This window comes from Georhizobium sp. MAB10, assembly GCF_045012825.1.
In the GTDB taxonomy this organism is placed as follows: Bacteria; Pseudomonadota; Alphaproteobacteria; order Rhizobiales; family Rhizobiaceae; genus Georhizobium; species Georhizobium profundi.
The window spans coordinates 2,035,075-2,051,579 of record NZ_CP118314.1 but is presented as its reverse complement, the minus strand read 5'-3'; the positions used below and the strand labels follow the sequence as shown (position 1 = coordinate 2,051,579).

Sequence of the window (16,505 nt, the reverse complement as noted above, 5' to 3'; positions counted from 1 at the left end):
CAAAGGCAATCGGGAAAACTCCCGAAAATTTCGATCACGAACCCTGCTTCACCTTCCAGGCGAGTGGACCCGCCTGCTCATTGATCCACGTGTATTGGCGCACCATCTGCCGGGCGCGAAAAAAGCGGTGCCCGACGAGGCCGATCACAACGATGATCGCGAAGTGGATGAGGAAATAATAGAGCGTCAGCAACTCGCCGTCGTAGAGCGCGAAGTTCAGGAAGCGGACCGCGAGCGACACGAGGAAGCAATAGAAGACGAGCAGCCAGATGGGCTGCCAGGTCTTGGCCATGGCCCGCCCGGTCATCCAGGCGGCACCACCACCCAGAAACAGCGTGACGACGATGAAGGCGACGAGCGAATTGTCCCAGAGCACGTCCATCAATGCGCTCCCCCTTCCAGATAGGCAGCCTGGATTTCCGGGCTCGCCAGCAGTTCCTTGCCGGTGCCGGTGATCGAGATCTTGCCGTTGACCATGACATAGCCGCGGTGGGCGAGCTTCAGCGCATGATAGGCGTTCTGTTCGACCAGGAAGACCGTCAGTCCCTCCGACTGGTTCAGATCGCGGATGGCGTTGAAGATCTGCCGCACGATCAGCGGTGCGAGCCCGAGCGACGGTTCGTCCAGCAGAAGCAGCTTCGGTCGGCTCATCAGCGCACGCGCGATAGCCAGCATCTGCTGCTCGCCGCCCGAAAGCGTGCCGCCGCGCTGTCCCTGCCGATCCTTCAATCGCGGAAACAGCGTGTACATCCGTTCCAGATCGCTCTCGAAATGGGTCATGTCGGTAATGCCGGCACCCATTTGCAGGTTTTCCCGCACGGTCATGCGCGGAAAGATGCGGCGTCCTTCCGGCGACTGGGCGATGCCCTTGCGCATAATCTCGTGGGTGGGAACGCGGGTGATGTCCTCGCCCCGATAGATCACATTGCCATGCCGCGCCTGCGGATTTCCGCAGATCGTCATCATCAACGTGGACTTGCCGGCGCCATTGGCGCCGATAAGGCTGACGATTTCACCATCCATGATGTCGATGTCGACGCCCTTCAGGGCATGGATGGCGCCGTAATAGGTATGAACGCCACGCACGGCGAGAACCGGCTCGCTGGCGGGAACGGCCATCGGGTCGCTGACGCTTGCCATGCTCATCGGCCGTCTCCCTTCGGATCCTTGGAAACACTGCGAGCCGACAATTCCTGCAGGGTTTGCGCCGCTTCGGCATCGACAACCTGCACATGGCCCCCACCGCGCTCGGCCGTTTCCTGCCCGACTTCGGCTTCCACGGCGTCGACCTCTTCGTCGTCGACGCCGAGATAGGCAGCGATGACCTTCGGGTCGGAGCGCACGTCCTGCGGCGCGCCGTCGGAAATCTTGCGGCCATAGTCGAGGACGACAACGTGGTCGGAGATCTCCATCACGACGCTCATGTCATGCTCGATGAGCAGCACCGAGATGCCTTCGTCGTCGCGGATCTGGCGCAGAAGCGTGTTGAGCTCGCTGGACTCCTTCGGGTTCAGGCCGGCCGCCGGCTCGTCGAGGCACAAAACCTTGGGGCGCGTGCACATGGCGCGAGCGATCTCCAGGCGGCGCTGATCCCCATAGGGCAGATCGGCGGCGGGATCGTCGGCGCGGTCGATGAGATTGGTCTTCTCCAGCCAGTATTTGGCCAGGTCGATCGCCTCGCGCTCGCCCTTTCGGTATGACGGCAGACCGAAGATGCCGCCGAACGTGTAGCCGGATGCGACGATCAGCGCGTTGTGCTGCGCGACCATCAGGTTTTCGAGAAGCGTCATGCCGCCGAAAAGGCGGATGTTCTGGAAGGTGCGAGCAACCTTCCCGATGGCGGCAATCTCCATGTCGGGCATGCGCTCGAGCAGATAGAGACCGTCATCGGCAAAATAGCGCCGCCCTTCCTGCGTCCGCGCCTCCAGATTGGCGAAGGCAGACGGCGTGTGCGCCATGATCATCCGGCCTTCGGTCGGCTTGTAGAAGCCGGTCAGGCAGTTGAACACGGTCGTCTTGCCGGCACCATTTGGGCCGATGAGTGAAGTGATGTCACCGCGCCCGACATCGAAGGACAGATTGTCGACGGCGACCAGGCCACCGAAGCGCATGGTCAGATGTTCGACGCGCACGACGACATCGGTTTCCCAATTGCGTAGCGTCTGCCGGGGAGCGCCTGCCGATGCAGGCGTGGGAGATAAGGGTTGCAGGCTCATGTCAGTGCCCCTCCCCCTGGCTCACAAGATCGGCAGAGACCGCTTTTCGTTCCTTCAGGAAGACCGTGGGGTTGCGCGTCGACACCAGGCCGCGCGGCTTCCAGATCATGATCAGCACCATCAGCAGGCCGAAGACGAGGACGCGGAATTCCTCGAGGTTTCGGAACATCTCGAAGCCACCGATCATCACCAGCGAGGCGAAGACGACGCCCATCTGACTGCCGAGACCGCCGAGAACCACGATGGCGAGGATGATCGCCGATTCCAGGAAGGTGAAGCTTTCCGGCGAGATGAAGCCCTGACGCGTGGCAAAGAACGCGCCGGCGAACCCGCCGAACATCGCGCCGATCGCAAAGGCCGAAAGCTTGGTGTTGGTTGTGTTGATGCCGAGCGAGCGGCAGGCAATTTCGTCTTCACGCAAGGCTTCCCAAGCACGGCCGATCGGAAGCTTGCGCAGCCTGAGCGTGACCCAGTTGGTGATGAGCGCGAGCACCAAGATGATATAATAGAGGAAGATGATGCGGTGTATCGCGGCGTATTCGAGGCCGAAGAAGTCCGCAAAGCCACCCTCGTCCCGCGTGAAATCCAGGCCGAAGAAGGTCGGACGCGGGATCTGCGTGATGCCATTCGGCCCGTTGGTCAGCTCGAACCAGTTCAAAAGCACGATGCGGATGATTTCACCGAATGCCAACGTCACGATAGCGAGATAATCGCCGCGAAGCCGCAGTACCGGAAAGCCGAGAATGATGCCCCAAAATGCAGCAAGGATGCCCGCAAGCGGAAGGCACACCCAGAAGCCAAGATCGAAATACTGGGAGAGCAAGGCGTAAGAATAGGCGCCGACCGCATAGAACGCGACGTAGCCAAGATCGAGCAGGCCAGCGAGACCGACGACGATGTTGAGACCCCAGCCGAGCATCACATAGGTGAGCACCAGCACGCCGAGGTCGACATAGTAGCGGCTTTGGCCCGGGACCAGCACCATGACGATGAAGGGCAGCGTGACGGCGATGCCGAGCATCAGCGGACCCAGGAACCGCGAGACATGGCCGGCCTTGTTGAAATCCGGCAGCACGTCGGAGAGGCCCTTGGGGCCGCCGGCACGTTTCCAGAAGAAGATGTTGAGCAAGAACCGGCCGACGGCAGTAACAGCTGCCATCCAGAGCACGCGATCCCACTCGGTCGTGATCTGCAGACCGCCGGCACCGGCGTCGGTGCGCAGACCGACGATGATGGAGAACAGGATGAGGGCGAGAACCCCGGCGAGGATGGCGTCTTTGAGGGAAGCCACCACGATGTTTTCTTCGGCGGCAGGAGCCGCGTTCAAGGCAGCCATATCAGACCTTCTCGACTTCGGGTTTGCCGAGCAGGCCCGACGGCATGAAGATCAACACGGCGGCCAGAATGAAGAAGGCAGCCACGTCTTTATATTCCACAGAGAAATAGCCGGACCAGAAGGTCTCGATCAGCCCGATCAGAATGCCGCCAAGCATCGCGCCCGGCAGAGAGCCGATGCCACCGAGAACGGCTGCCGTGAAGGCCTTAACGCCGGCGATGAAGCCGATGTAGAAATCGATCACGCCGTAATACAGCAGGTACATGAAACCCGCGACGGCTGCGAGCGCAGCGCCCAGCACGAAGGTCAGCGAGATCGTGCGATCGACATTGATGCCGACGAGCGAGGCCATCTTGCGATCCTGCTCGCAGGCGCGCAGCGAGCGGCCAAGCGCGGTCTTGTTGATGATGTAAGTGAAGACACCCATCAGCACGACCGTCGTTACCAGGATCAGGATCTGGATGTTGGAGATCTGAACGTCGAAATTGTTACCGTCCATGATCGTGTAGCCGCCGGACACCAGTGGCGGCAGCGGCTTGACGCGGGCGCCCTGCACGATCTGCACGAAGTTCTGCAGCACGATCGACATGCCGATCGCGGTGATCAGCGGCGCAAGGCGGAAGGAGCCTCGAAGCGGCCGATAGGCGATCCGCTCCACCGTCCAGCCCCATGCCGACGTGAAGAGCATCGCCATCAAGAGCACGAGCATGAGCGCCAGGATGAGCACGATGAAGCCTGCCCCGGCCGTGATGCCAAGCGCAACGATGAGGATCATGGCGATGAACGAGCCGACCATGAAGATATCTCCATGGGCGAAATTGATCATGCCGATGATGCCGTAGACCATCGTGTAGCCGATCGCGATGAGCCCATAGATGGACCCCAGCGTCAGCCCGTTGATCAACTGCTGAACGAAATATTCCACTGTGATGTACCCCTCTGGCCGACTTGTCCCGTCGGCTCTGCCGTTCGATCGATCGAGGCTCCCACCACCGCCGATCGTCGTCTGCAATATCAGCTATTAAGATCGCCAATGGGTCGATGAGGTCAATAGAGAAAAACGCCGATTGAAGGCGCTTTGACGGGTCAATCCACCGTCTTGAGCGTCATTTTGCCGCCTGCGAAACGGAATGCTTTGAAACCGGTGTGGAGCCGCCTGGAATCGGGCGCAGCGCTGCAGGGCCGGCCTCTTGCCACTGATCGAGCTTTGGGATTTTCTGCCGGAACCGAAACGCTCGAAGCACCGGAGTCTGGTCATGTGGAGTGGCATCCTTCCCGCTGTAACAACGAAGTTCAAGGAGGATGACAGCCTCGATCATGCGGAGATGGAGCGCTGCTTCGGCCTGCAGATCGATGCAGGCGTCGATGGCCTGATCGTTGCCGGATCGCTCGGCGAAGGCCCGATGCTGACGCAGGAAGAGCGCATCGAGGTTTATCGCACCGCCAAGGCGGCAGCCGGCAAGCGCCCCGTCCTTGTGACGGTTGCGGAAGCATCGACAGCGGCGGCGTGTGCAATGGCGAAGAAGGCTGCGCAGGCCGGGGCGGACGGCCTGATGGTCGTTCCGAGCCCGATCTATCATACCGATGCGCGCGAGACGGAAGCCAATCTGCGCGCCATCGCGGCTGCCGGCGATCTGCCGGTGATGATCTACTCGAACCGAGTCGCCTACCGCGTTGACGTGACTCCGCAATTGATGGCCGACCTTGCCGACGATGCCCGCTTCGTCGCAATCAAGGAATCCTCCGACGACATCCGTCGCACCACCGAGATCATCAATCATCTGGGCGATCGTTACGCCGTGCTGACCGGCGTCGACAATCTGGCTTTCGAGGCGCTTTCGGTCGGCGCAACGGGCTGGGTCGCCGGCCTCGTCGTCGCCTTCCCGAAGGAAACCGTCGCCATCTGGCAGCTGATGCAGGCAGGACGTCGCGACGAGGCGCTCGCGATCTACCGCTGGTTCCGCCCGCTTCTCGATCTCGATGTCTCGACCTATCTCGTCCAGAACATCAAGCTGGCCGAGGCGCTGGCGATCAAGTCCACCGAGCGGGTCCGCGGGCCCCGGCTGCCGCTTGCCGGCGAACGCCGCGCCGAGGTGGAACGCATCATTCGCGATGCGATCGAAACGCGCCCGAGCCTCCCCGCACTGGACATTGCGGCCTGACCCCATGAATGCCGGCCGATACGATATCGCCGTCATCGGCGCCGGCGTGATCGGAACGACGACCGCGCTCTATCTTGCAGAGCGCGGTCTCACGGTTGCGCTGATCGACCGCAAGGGCATTTCGGCAGAGACCAGCGCTGGCAATGCCGGTGCATTCGCCTTTTCCGACATTCTGCCGCTCGCATCGCCGGGCATCATGCTGAAGGCGCCGTTCTGGCTGATGGATCCGACCGGCCCGCTCTCGCTGCCGCCCGCCTATCTGCCGACGATCGCGCCATGGCTGTGGCGGTTCTTCAAGGCAGGCAGCGGCAAGAACTTCGAGCGCAGTATTGCGGCGCAGGCGGCCTTGATGCGTGTGGCCGAGGCCGAGACGGAGAAGCTTCTGGAGCGCACCGGCCTCAAGCACATGATCGTGGCACGCGGCGCACTGCATCTTTACGACAGCGAGCGCAGCTTCAATGCGGCTGCGCGCGGCTGGGATCGGCGCACCGAGTACGGCATCAGTCACCGCCATCTCGACCGCGCCGGCATAGACGCGATCCAGCCGGGCATCGCGCAGAGCTTTCGCCACGGCACCTACGTGGCCGGCTGGTCGAACGTCGCTGACCCGAAAGCCTATGTCGTTGCACTTGGCGAGCGCGCCGTGGCCCAAGGCGTTGATCTGGAAATCGCCGATATCGAACGGATGGCTGTCGAAGATGCGGGCGTCCGCCTCTCCTTCACCGATGGGCGCTCGCTGCTCGCCGCGCAGGTGGTGATTGCGGCCGGCGCCTGGTCGCATCGGCTGGCTGCCTTGATCGGCGACCGGATCCCGCTCGAAACGGAGCGCGGCTATAACACGACGCTGCCCAAATCGGCGTTCGATCTCAAGTGTCAGGTCATCTTCGACGACCATGGCTTCGTGGTCTCGCCGCTCGGCCAGGCCGTGCGCGTCGGCGGCGCGGTGGAGCTGGCGGGGCTCGACCGCCCGCCGAACTTCCAACGCTCCAAGACGATGCTGGCCAAGGCGGCACGGTTTCTTCCGGAACTGAACCCTGTGGGTGGGACGGAATGGATGGGCTTTCGGCCCTCCCTGCCCGATTCCCTGCCGGCCATCGGCCGATCGCACCGCGTGCCCCGCGTGATCCATGCCTTCGGCCACGGCCACCTTGGCCTGACGCAATCGGCGGCAACCGCAAAGCTCGTGGCCGACATCGCACTCGACCGCGAGACGGAAATCCCGCTTAAACCCTATTCACCGGACCGGTTCTGAAAGCATTCCCATGGCGCGCCACTCCTTCTTCTGCATCGACGGTCACACCTGCGGCAATCCCGTTCGCGTCGTTGCCGGCGGGGGGCCGCAGCTTCAGGGCGCAACCATGCTGGAGCGGCGCGCGCATTTCATCGCCGAATATGACTGGATCCGCACCGGGTTGATGTTCGAGCCGCGCGGCCACGACATCATGTCCGGCTCGATCCTCTACCCGCCGACTCGGGCGGACTGCGACGTCGCCATCCTCTTCATCGAGACGTCGGGCTGCCTGCCCATGTGCGGCCATGGCACCATCGGCACGGTCACGACGATGATCGAACACGGGCTGGTCAAGCCGAAGACGCCGGGCATCGTAAAGCTCGACACGCCGGCGGGCCTCGTCACCGCAACCTACCGGCAGGAAGGCGACTATGTTGAAGAGGTGCGCATCACCAATGTCGCGTCCTTCCTCCATGCCGAAGGGCTGACGGCGGACGTCGAAGGCCTGGGCGAGATCACGGTGGACGTTGCCTATGGCGGCAATTTCTACGCCATCGTCGAGCCGCAGGCTGCCTTCTCCGATATCGCCGACGTATCGGTGCAGGACCTTCTGACCTGGAGCCCGCGCCTGCGCGCTGCGCTGAATGCCAAATACGCGTTTCAGCACCCGGAACATGAAGACATCAAGGGCCTGCGCCACGTGCTGTGGGCCGGGGCGGCGCGCGATCCAAAAGCGCATGCGCGCAACGCCGTGTTCTACGGCGAAGCCGCGATCGACCGATCGCCATGCGGCACGGGCACCTCGGCGCGCATGGCGCACTGGGCGGCAAAAGGTCAGCTGAAAGCGGGCGACGATTTCATCCACGAATCGATCATCGGCTCTCTCTTCCACGGCCGCGTGGAGAGTGAGACGACCGTCGGCGGCAAGCCGGGGATCATTCCATCCATCGGCGGCTGGGCGCGCGTCACCGGGCTCAACACGATCTTCATCGACGGTCGCGACCCCTATGCACACGGTTTTTCTCTCGCCGCGCTTTAAGCCGCCTTATCCTAAGACTTTCGCTGCAGCTTTCTCGGCGAAGCCCGCTGCAGCCGGGGATTGTGCCTGCGGCACGATGTCGGCAGCGCTGTGAAAAGCGGCAATTGGCGTTGCGCCTGCGCTTTTCATCCCATATTGTCCACCTCACGTAAGATTAACGGACAAAATAACACGAAATGCAGAGTTTTGCAGACGCGTTCGGCGAAGCCTTTCGGCTGATCGCATCTTTCGATGCCGATCTGCGCGCCATCGTGTTCCTCTCCCTCCAGGTGAGCCTGTCGGCAGTCATCGTCGCCGCGATCATCGGCCTGCCGCTCGGCGCTTTTCTTGCGGTGTCGCGATTTCCGGGCCGCACCGCCATCGTTGTCGCCATCACTGCGCTCATGGGCCTGCCACCGGTCGTGGTTGGCCTGATCGTCTATCTGCTGCTGTCGAATTCCGGAGCGCTCGGGCCGCTGCAGCTGCTGTACACGCCCACTGCGATGATCATCGCGCAGTCACTGCTGATCACGCCCATCATCGCAGCGCTCGCGCGGCAGACGATCGAGGATTTGAACGACGAATATCACCAGCAGATGACCCTTTTCGGCCTGACCAGCGGCCAGCGGCTGGTGACGCTTCTGTGGGATGGGCGATTCTCGTTGATGACGGCGCTGCTCGCCGGCTTCGGACGCGCGATCGCCGAGGTCGGGGCTGTCATCATCGTCGGCGGCAACATCAACCACGTCACCCGCGTCATGACGACGACGATCGCGCTGGAAACCGCCAAAGGCAATCTGGCGCTCGCACTCGGGCTCGGCATCATCCTGGTTTCGATCGCGATTGCCGTGAACAGCCTGGTCTTCGCACTTCGCGGAACTGCGGAGCGCGCCGCCTATGCTTGACCGCACCAACACCAAGGCGCTTTCCGCCACCCCAGTTTCGGGCCACAACCTCAAGATCGAACGCAGCGGCAGGCTACTGCTCGACGTCGAACAGATCGTCTTCTGCGGTGATGCCGTGACCGCCATTCTCGGTCCTAACGGCGCCGGCAAGTCCATGCTGATCAAGACGCTTGCCGGTCTGCAGAAGCCGGACCGTGGAGATGTTTCCTGGAATGGCTCGGCGCCCTCGCGTGACGGCTACCGCAAGGTCGGCATGCTGTTGCAGCATCCCGTGCTGTTTCGCCGTTCGGCGATCGCCAACGTGACCTACGCGCTGAAGCAGGCCGGCCACGGCACCCGTGACGCCCAGGAACTCGCACACGAAGCGCTCGACCATGCGGGCCTCTCCGCCATTGCCGATACCTCGGCGCGCCTTCTCTCCGGCGGTGAAAAGCAACGTCTCGCCATGGCCCGGGCGCTCGCGCTCAAGCCTGAAATCCTTTTCCTGGATGAGCCGACGGCCAGCCTCGATCCCGCCTCGACGCTGCGCATCGAGGAGATGATCGGTGCCGCTGCGAAGGTCGGCACGATCATCGTGCTCGTCACCCATGACATGGCGCAGGCGCGGCGGCTCTCCGAGCGCGTGCTTTTGATGCATCGCGGCCGGATCATCGAGGCTGGCCGCACCGCCGACTTTTTCGATCGTCCGAATACGCCGGAAGCGCGCGCCTTCGCGGCCGGCGAAATCCTTCTCTAACCGACACGAAAAATCCAACGGGAGAAACGACCCATGACCAGACTGACACTGCTGTCCGCAGGCGTGGCCTTCACGCTCGCCGCAGCATCGGCGCTTGCCCAGGAAGACAATTTCATCATCGTCCAGTCGACGACCTCGACGGAAGCGTCCGGCCTTTACGAGCATCTGTTGCCGATCTTTCAGGAAGAAGCAGGCATTGAAGTACGCGTCGTTGCCGTTGGCACCGGCCAGGCGATCAACAATGCCGAGAACTGCGACGGCGACGTTCTGCTGGTCCATGCGACCGCGCAGGAGGAGGCCTTCGTCGAAGCCGGCTTTGGCGTTTCGCGGGAGCCGCTGATGTACAACGACTTCGTCATCGTCGGCCCTGCGGCCGATCCAGCGGGCGTTGCCGGTTCGACCGACGTCGTCGATGCGCTCACCAAGATCGCTGAAAGCGAAGCCATTTTCGCATCTCGCGGCGACGATTCCGGCACGCACAGCAAGGAACTGGAGCTTTGGGAAGTGGCCGGCATCGATGTCGCGGCCGTCAGCGGCAGCTGGTATCGCGAAACCGGCTCCGGAATGGGAGAGACGCTCAACACCGGTATCGGCATGGGCGGCTACGTCCTAACCGACCGCGCGACGTGGATCAACTACGGCAACAAGGGCGAATACACCGTTGCCGTCGAAGGCGACGAAGCGATGTTCAACCCTTACGGCATCATTCTCGTGAGCCCCGAGCACTGCGAAAACGTCAAGGCAGAAGCCGGCCAGACCTTCATAGACTGGATGCTTTCGGATGCAGGCCAGCAGGCGATCGAAGACTACAAGATCGACGGCCAGCAGCTGTTCTTCCCGGACGCAGACCGCAACGAAAGTTGATCGGCCGAAGGGCGGTCACGGGCCGTTGTAGTGAATGGTTCCCGTTTGCGAAACATCATATCCGCCAAGCTGTTCCGCCCGTTCTTGAAACTGCGGTGTGCGGCTGAAGGCGAAGAGTTTTTGCAAGCTCGGCCCGCAGAAATCCCGTCGCCAGGCAAGCAGATCGAACCGCTCTTCGGTGATCGGCACAAAGGCGAGCTTGTGCTGGCGCGCGACGGCCGCGATCCCGAAGCCGAGATCTGCGTCGCCCTGCGCGACCGATTGGGCAAGATCCGTCTGGTTGCGCGCCACGTCGGGCAAAAGGGTGAACTGGCCGGGCGTAAGACCCGCTTCGGCAAGCAGCACCTGGAACAGATCCTGGCTTCCGGCACCCTCCTGGCGAAAGACCACGCGTCGCCCGGCGATATCGGCGATGGAACGGATGGCTGCTTCATGCTCCGGTTTGATGATCAGGCCCTGGCTGCGCTTCGCCCATTCGACGAGCACAACAGGTTCATGGTGCATGTCGAGCGAGATGCGGCGTTCATTGGCATTCGAGCTCGCTTCCTGCTCGGGCGTCCGATGAAAATGGATGCCCGCGGCAACCGCATGCCCCGCCTTCATGCGCTTCAGCCCGTCGGCCGAGCCGTCGTAATAGGTCGCAAGCTCGCTGCCGGAGGCGCGCAGCGCCCAATCGAGAAGCGGATCGTGGCTGCCCGCGACCACGGCTGGATGGTCGCGCAGTGCCGATAGTTCCGCGCCGTAATCGGTGTTCTTTCGCAGCCACGCCATCAGCGCGTCGCGCGGGAAGATCAGCTTTCCCGTGACCTTCGTAACCGGCAGAACGCCTTCCGAGGTCAGATCGTAGAGCTTGCGCTCCTTGATCCTCAGAAGGTCGGCAACTTCCTTGACGGTGAGAAAATCGTGCATGGCTGTGCAACATAACGGCATGACCATGGGCTGCAAGCAGTTTGGGCAGCCAAAGCGTCGCATCCAACGCCGAAATAGTGGCTGGCGCGCCGTAGACGCGCCAGCGAGTATCGCCGTCTCTTACTGCGTGGCTTCTTCGATCAGCGTGCGGGCACGATCGACGATCGCCTGACCGTCCAGGCCGCGGCCGTCCATCTCGGCGATCCAGCTGTCGACGACAGGCTGCGAAGCCTCGACCCAGCGTGCGACCTCTGCCTCGTCCAGGACGATGATCTCATTGCCGGCTTCCTCGGCAATCGCGCGGGCCGGTGCATCATATTCCTGCATCGTCTTGCCGGCGAGAGCGGAGAATTCCAGCCCGCTGTTCTCGTCGATGACGGCCTTGAGGTCATCCGGCAGGCTGTCGTACTTCGCCTGGTTCATGGCGAGCACGAAGGTCGCGACGTAGAATGCCTGTGTGCCGGCAAATTCCGTGTGGCTGTCGACGAGTTCCGAAAGACGCAGCGACGGCGTCACTTCCCACGGCACGACCGCGCCGTCGATGACGCCCTTCGACAGCGACTCCGGAATGGCCGGAACTGGCATGCCGATCGGCGCAGCACCCATCTGCTCGAGGAGCTGCGTGATCATGCGGGTCGGCGCGCGCAGCTTCAGGTCCGCCATGTCCTCAAGCGAACGGACACCATCGCCCTTCACATGGACGAGGCCGGGGCCATGCACCCAGGTGCCTAGGATCTTGATCCCGGCGAAGTCGGTATCCTGCATGTTCTCTTCGAACAGCTGCCAGTAAGCGCGCGACGTTGCTTCGGCGTCGGAGGAGAAGAACGGCAGTTCGAACACTTCCGCCTGTGGGAATCGGCCGGGCGTGGAGCCAGGCAGCGTCCAGACGATGTCCACCACGCCGTCACGCGCCTGGTCGATGAGCTGCGGAGGCGTACCACCGAGTGCCATCGCCGAATACATCTCGATCGCGATGCGGCCGTCGGACGCTTCCTGAACGCGCTCGATCCACGGCTTCAGCACGTAGGCCGGTACGTTCGCCTGCTCGGGCAGGAACTGGTGCAGCCGCAGCGTCACTTCCTGTGCTGAGGCGATGCCTGCCGAAAGAAGCGCGCTGCAGGCGACGAGGCCGCCAGCGAGCATGCTGCGAATGCGTGTGGTCCGTGTCATAATCCATATCCTCCCTGGCGCGGTACTCCCAATGCCCGCGCTCGTCATTGGACATAAGCAGGCACCGAGCGCCCTGCCAACAGCCTAAGACCATCATGGGGCAGGATTTTTGGTGCATGACATGCACAGCGCGCCATTCCTTGCCGCTGATTACTTGTCCCTTCGGGTGAGACTGTTATGCACGGTGGCATGAGATTGCAGGCAGAGCGAACACAGCGATGATGGCTCTTTACGAAATGCCGGGTCACCTGATCCGGCGCATGAACCAGATTTCCGTCGCGACTTTCCTGCAGGAAGCACAGACGGCCGGCTTCGACCTGACGCCTGTGCAGTTTGCGGCGATCTATGCGATCGCCCGGAACGAAGGCATCGATCAGGCGACGCTGTCGAGCCTGATCGCCTATGATCGCGTGACGATCGGCGGGGTGGTCGACCGGCTGCTGACAAAGGGCCTGATTAGGCGCGAAGTCAGCGAAAAGGACCGGCGGGCGCGTGAACTTTACCTGACCGAAAAAGGCCGAGACCTTCTGGAGGCCATGATGCCTGCGGTCCAGAGGGTCCAGGAGCGGATGTTGGAAGGCCTGAGCGCGGAGGAGCGCGCAAGCCTTGTCGTCCTGCTGAAAAAGGCAACGAGCGGCGCGAGTGCGGTTCCGTCCGGCGGGCAGAATGAGGGGGAGTGAAGACGCATGGCTGAGGACATTCCGCCGCGGAGCAACGTCATCCAGTGGCAGAAAACCACGCTCAATCGAACGGATCATGCGCGGTTGATGGGGCAGAAGCCCGCGGTTCTCTGGTTCACGGGCCTGTCCGCATCTGGCAAATCGACCATCGCCAATTTGGTGCAGGTTCGGCTGCACGCGGCCGGCATCAAGACCTTCCTGCTCGACGGCGACAATCTTCGCCACGGCTTGAGCAGCGACCTTGGATTTTCCGCATCCGACCGCGTAGAAAACATGCGGCGGGTGAGCGAGGTCGCGCGACTGATGAGCGACGCCGGACTGATCGTGCTCGTCGCCTTCATCTCTCCGTTCGGATCGGAACGCGAAGCAGCACGGGCGCGCATGGCCGATGGCGAATTCATCGAGATTTTCGTCGACACTTCCTTTGAGGAATGCGCACGCCGTGACCCGAAAGGCCTCTACCGCAAGGCGCTTGCCGGTGAACTCGCAAATTTCACCGGCCTCGATTCGCCCTATGAAACACCCTCGTCTCCGGACATTCACCTCAAGACGGCCCTCACCGGCGCCGAGGCGCTGGCCGACGAGGTCGTCGATCACCTGAAGAACCGGGGCCTGGTGCCCCATGGGTGAGACGAAGGAAATCGATCACGCGGCGGTGCTTGCTATCATGCGTGAGGCTGCGCAGGCGGCAGGCACAGTTCTGGTCAGCATCTTTGCGCAGGGCTACGAAATCCGCAGCAAGTCCGATGGCTCGCCGGTAACCGAGGCCGACACGGCTGCGGAATTGCTGATTCTGGCGGAACTGCACGCGCACTTCCCGCAGATCCCGATCGTCGCCGAAGAGGCGGCGGCCGCCGGAGTGCTGCCGGCGGACCTCGGTCAGCGGTTCTTCCTCGTCGATCCTTTGGATGGCACACGGGAATTCGTGTCCGGTCGCGCGGAATTCACCGTCAATATCGCCTTGGTCGAGCACGGCTGCCCAACAATCGGCGTGGTCGTTGCGCCGGCCCTTGGCCACACCTACTACGGCTCCGACGCAGGCGCCTATCATTTGGATGACAAAGCCGAGCGGACGACTCAGCTGATGGCGGTTTCGACCCGTGACGGTCCCGTCGCCGTGGCGAGCCGGTCGCATCGTGATCCGGACACCAACGCCTATCTCGCCCGCCGCGATATCACGAACTGCGTCAGCATCGGTTCGTCCCTGAAATTCTGCCTGCTCGCGGAAGGCAAGGCCGATGTCTACCCGCGCTTTTCCCGCACCATGGAATGGGACACGGCGGCCGGCGATGCCGTGCTGCGTGCGGCCGGTGGACGGACAACGCTTGCCGATGAAGTCACGCCCCTTACCTATGGCAAGCGCCCCGAACGATGCGAGGACGACCCGCAAGGCTTCACGGCCCCCTTCGCCAACCCGCCCTTCATCGCGTTTGGCCGAGGACGTTAGGCCGAGCGTCTAGCCGATGTGGTCGATGAGGATCATCGTGCCGAGCGCGCAGAGCACGACACCGGCAGCCATTTCGGCATAGCGGCCGAATTGGTTGCCGATCGCCTTGCCGAGCAGCACGCCGGCCGTTGACATCACGAAGGTCGCCATGCCGATGCCGGCGGAGACGACCAGGATCCCGGCAAGGTCCACATCGATGAAGGCGAGCGACAGCCCGACGGCCATGGCGTCGAGGCTTGTCCCGAAGGCTGTCGCGAGCAAGACGAGCGACGAGCCGGAGGCCGCGCGCTCGGCGCCCTCACCTTCTTCCTGGCTGAAGGCATTGTGGATCATGTGGATGCCGACCAGTCCGAGCAGGCCGAAGGCCAGCCAGTGATCCACATGGGCCACCCAGTCACTGGCAGCGATGCCGGCAAGCCAGCCGAGAAACGGCGTCAGCGCCTCGACCAGACCAAACACGGCCCCGATACGCAGCGCACGCCCCAGTTGGGCGCGATCAAGCACGGTACCTCGCCCTACCGCGACAGCAAAGGCATCGATCGACATGGAGACCGACAGAAAGAAAACAGCTGCTGGAGACATTTGCAGGACCGGAGACGGATCGAAAATCGGGGGAACGGGCCGCCCGTCCGCCAACGGTCAGTCATACCCACGGTCTTGCCGGGCCGGCATTGCCGGCTGAACGCGCCACGCCATGAGGGCGATCGTGTTGACGCGCCCCCAAATCGCTTGGTGGCTACTCCCCGATGGCCGGAAGTAAAAATTAGTGGCGAAAATGTCAATAAAAATCATATATTTAAATGAATTTGAGAGGCATTTGCAGAAGCCCGCAATGACGCGCGCTTGCCGCAGCCGCATACGCCCTCGATTTCCGTCCCTCACCTGACGAAAGCGCGCGGAAAGAATGTCGCGTCCGTTTTGATCGTACATGCACCAATGGCGGAGTCGTGCGCGCTCGGGTTTGGCGCTAACATCAACGCAACTCACCTTCAGCCAGGTGAGCCATTTGCGGGAGGAATATCATGTGCCAGGTTTTTGCGGGCCAGGAGCCAACGCGCTACGAATATGTGACGCGCAGGCTTCGGTTAAACGGCCAGAGCACCAGCATCCGGCTTGAACGTGCCTTCTGGGCCATCATCGACGAAATCGCCGCGCGCGATGGTTCGACGACGCCGGCTTTCGTATCGAAGCTGCATTCGGAAGTTTTGGAACTGCGTGGCGAGCCGGAAAATTTCACGTCCCTGCTGCGCTGTGCGTGCCTGATCGAGATGGATCGGCGCACGCCGATGCAGACCAAGGCCGCCGCGGCAGCTTAAAAAGTCGGCGTAGTAGCATTCTACTACCTGAAGGGTCGTCCCTCCTTCCAGACTTCGATCATTGAATCGGAAGAAGGAGGGAAGCCAGAGTGGCTAAAGCCATACACAGCATGATCCGCGTACTCGACGAGGCGCGGTCCGTAGCATTTTACGATCAGGCCTTCGGGCTGAAAGTGGCCGATCGTCTCGATTTCGAAAGCTTCACGCTGGTCTACATGTCGAATGACGAGACCGGGTTCGAGCTGGAACTGACCGTCAACAAGGGCCGCACCGAGCCCTATGATCTGGGCGACGGTTACGGCCATCTCGCATTTTCGGTCGACGACCTGGAAGCCGAGCACAAGCGCTTGACCGATGCGGGCCTCTCGCCCCGCAAGCTGGTCGATTTCGCGCCCGCCGGCGAGGTCATCGCACGCTTCTTTTTCATTGCCGATCCGGATGGATACCAGATCGAAGTGCTGAAACGCGGCGGTCGCTACCTGTAGCGCCGCGCATTCGCCGGTTGCCGCGACGAG

Annotated in this window: 18 protein-coding genes and 1 pseudogene; 11 read left to right on the top strand and 8 right to left on the bottom strand. The window is 62.4% G+C overall.

What is annotated here, in order from left to right:
- Positions 1-34: 34 nt before the first annotated feature.
- Genes PU133_RS09530 through PU133_RS09510 form a run of 5 tightly spaced genes read right to left on the bottom strand, consistent with a single transcriptional unit; the run spans position 35 to position 4,477 of the window.
- Positions 35-382, bottom strand: a complete 348-nt coding sequence (locus PU133_RS09530; RefSeq protein WP_126009909.1) for a DUF6867 family protein — start codon at positions 380-382, stop codon at positions 35-37.
- Entirely contained in the window at positions 382-1,146 is a 765-nt protein-coding gene (locus PU133_RS09525; protein WP_404861539.1) for an ABC transporter ATP-binding protein, read from the bottom strand. Before PU133_RS09525 ends, PU133_RS09530 begins: the two co-directional genes overlap by 1 nt.
- Complete coding sequence (locus PU133_RS09520; RefSeq protein WP_404861538.1) at positions 1,143-2,216, bottom strand: ABC transporter ATP-binding protein; 1,074 nt, start codon at positions 2,214-2,216, stop codon at positions 1,143-1,145. The genes PU133_RS09525 and PU133_RS09520 overlap by 4 nt, the downstream gene beginning before the upstream one ends.
- 1 nt (position 2,217) lies before the next feature.
- On the bottom strand, positions 2,218-3,552 hold the full coding sequence (livM, locus tag PU133_RS09515; RefSeq protein ID WP_404861537.1) for a high-affinity branched-chain amino acid ABC transporter permease LivM: 1,335 nt from the start codon (positions 3,550-3,552) through the stop codon (positions 2,218-2,220).
- 1 nt (position 3,553) lies between these two features.
- Complete coding sequence (locus tag PU133_RS09510) at positions 3,554-4,477, bottom strand: ABC transporter permease subunit (RefSeq protein WP_404861536.1); 924 nt, start codon at positions 4,475-4,477, stop codon at positions 3,554-3,556.
- Between the two features lie 331 nt (positions 4,478-4,808).
- Here PU133_RS09510 and PU133_RS09505 point away from each other — a divergent pair, with 331 nt between their 5' ends.
- The 6 genes from PU133_RS09505 to PU133_RS09480 all read left to right on the top strand — a co-directional run bounded on the left by PU133_RS09505 (position 4,809) and on the right by PU133_RS09480 (position 10,468).
- Positions 4,809-5,714, top strand: a complete 906-nt coding sequence (locus PU133_RS09505; protein ID WP_404861535.1) for a dihydrodipicolinate synthase family protein — start codon at positions 4,809-4,811, stop codon at positions 5,712-5,714.
- Between the two features lie 4 nt (positions 5,715-5,718).
- The gene (locus PU133_RS09500; RefSeq protein WP_404861534.1) at positions 5,719-6,966 is read left to right on the top strand and encodes an NAD(P)/FAD-dependent oxidoreductase; all 1,248 of its coding nucleotides are present in this window, start codon (positions 5,719-5,721) and stop codon (positions 6,964-6,966) included.
- Between the two features lie 10 nt (positions 6,967-6,976).
- On the top strand, positions 6,977-7,984 hold the full coding sequence (locus tag PU133_RS09495) for a 4-hydroxyproline epimerase (protein ID WP_404861533.1): 1,008 nt from the start codon (positions 6,977-6,979) through the stop codon (positions 7,982-7,984).
- Between the two features lie 176 nt (positions 7,985-8,160).
- On the top strand, positions 8,161-8,868 hold the full coding sequence (locus PU133_RS09490) for an ABC transporter permease (protein WP_404861532.1): 708 nt from the start codon (positions 8,161-8,163) through the stop codon (positions 8,866-8,868).
- The gene (locus PU133_RS09485; RefSeq protein ID WP_404861531.1) at positions 8,861-9,604 is read left to right on the top strand and encodes an ATP-binding cassette domain-containing protein; all 744 of its coding nucleotides are present in this window, start codon (positions 8,861-8,863) and stop codon (positions 9,602-9,604) included. The genes PU133_RS09490 and PU133_RS09485 overlap by 8 nt, the downstream gene beginning before the upstream one ends.
- Before the next feature lie 33 nt (positions 9,605-9,637).
- Positions 9,638-10,468 (top strand): substrate-binding domain-containing protein, encoded by an 831-nt coding sequence (locus tag PU133_RS09480; RefSeq protein ID WP_404861530.1) that lies wholly within the window; start codon positions 9,638-9,640, stop codon positions 10,466-10,468.
- A 15-nt stretch (positions 10,469-10,483) separates the two neighbouring features.
- Here the strand turns inward: PU133_RS09480 and PU133_RS09475 are convergent, their stop codons facing one another.
- Positions 10,484-11,404: a substrate-binding domain-containing protein gene (locus PU133_RS09475; RefSeq protein ID WP_404864492.1), complete on the bottom strand. Its 921-nt coding sequence runs from the start codon at positions 11,402-11,404 to the stop codon at positions 10,484-10,486.
- Positions 11,405-11,497: 93 nt separating this feature from the next.
- Positions 11,498-12,547 (bottom strand): TRAP transporter substrate-binding protein, encoded by a 1,050-nt coding sequence (locus PU133_RS09470; protein WP_126009900.1) that lies wholly within the window; start codon positions 12,545-12,547, stop codon positions 11,498-11,500.
- A 218-nt stretch (positions 12,548-12,765) separates the two neighbouring features.
- On the opposite strand from PU133_RS09470, the gene PU133_RS09465 reads away from it, so the two are divergent.
- The 3 genes and pseudogenes from PU133_RS09465 (at position 12,766) to cysQ (ending at position 14,674) form a co-directional block, all read left to right on the top strand.
- Complete coding sequence (locus tag PU133_RS09465) at positions 12,766-13,227, top strand: MarR family winged helix-turn-helix transcriptional regulator (RefSeq protein WP_404861529.1); 462 nt, start codon at positions 12,766-12,768, stop codon at positions 13,225-13,227.
- Between the two features lie 27 nt (positions 13,228-13,254).
- Positions 13,255-13,857, top strand: a pseudogene (cysC, locus tag PU133_RS09460) (adenylyl-sulfate kinase); the annotation flags it as partial.
- Positions 13,850-14,674 carry a 3'(2'),5'-bisphosphate nucleotidase CysQ gene (gene cysQ / locus PU133_RS09455; protein WP_404861528.1) on the top strand — a complete coding sequence of 275 codons (825 nt, stop codon included), beginning with the start codon at positions 13,850-13,852 and terminating at the stop codon, positions 14,672-14,674. The pseudogene cysC and the gene cysQ, both read left to right, overlap by 8 nt.
- A gap of 9 nt (positions 14,675-14,683) precedes the next feature.
- On the opposite strand, the gene PU133_RS09450 is transcribed toward cysQ, so the two are convergent.
- A complete protein-coding gene (locus PU133_RS09450; protein WP_126009897.1) occupies positions 14,684-15,256 on the bottom strand; it encodes a manganese efflux pump MntP family protein in 573 nt (190 codons plus the stop codon).
- 440 nt (positions 15,257-15,696) lie between these two features.
- Between PU133_RS09450 and PU133_RS09445 the strand changes: the two genes are divergently transcribed.
- On the top strand, positions 15,697-15,990 hold the full coding sequence (locus PU133_RS09445; protein ID WP_126009896.1) for a ribbon-helix-helix domain-containing protein: 294 nt from the start codon (positions 15,697-15,699) through the stop codon (positions 15,988-15,990).
- 89 nt (positions 15,991-16,079) lie between these two features.
- On the top strand, positions 16,080-16,475 hold the full coding sequence (locus PU133_RS09440) for a VOC family protein (RefSeq protein ID WP_151986202.1): 396 nt from the start codon (positions 16,080-16,082) through the stop codon (positions 16,473-16,475).
- Positions 16,476-16,505: the final 30 nt, after the last annotated feature.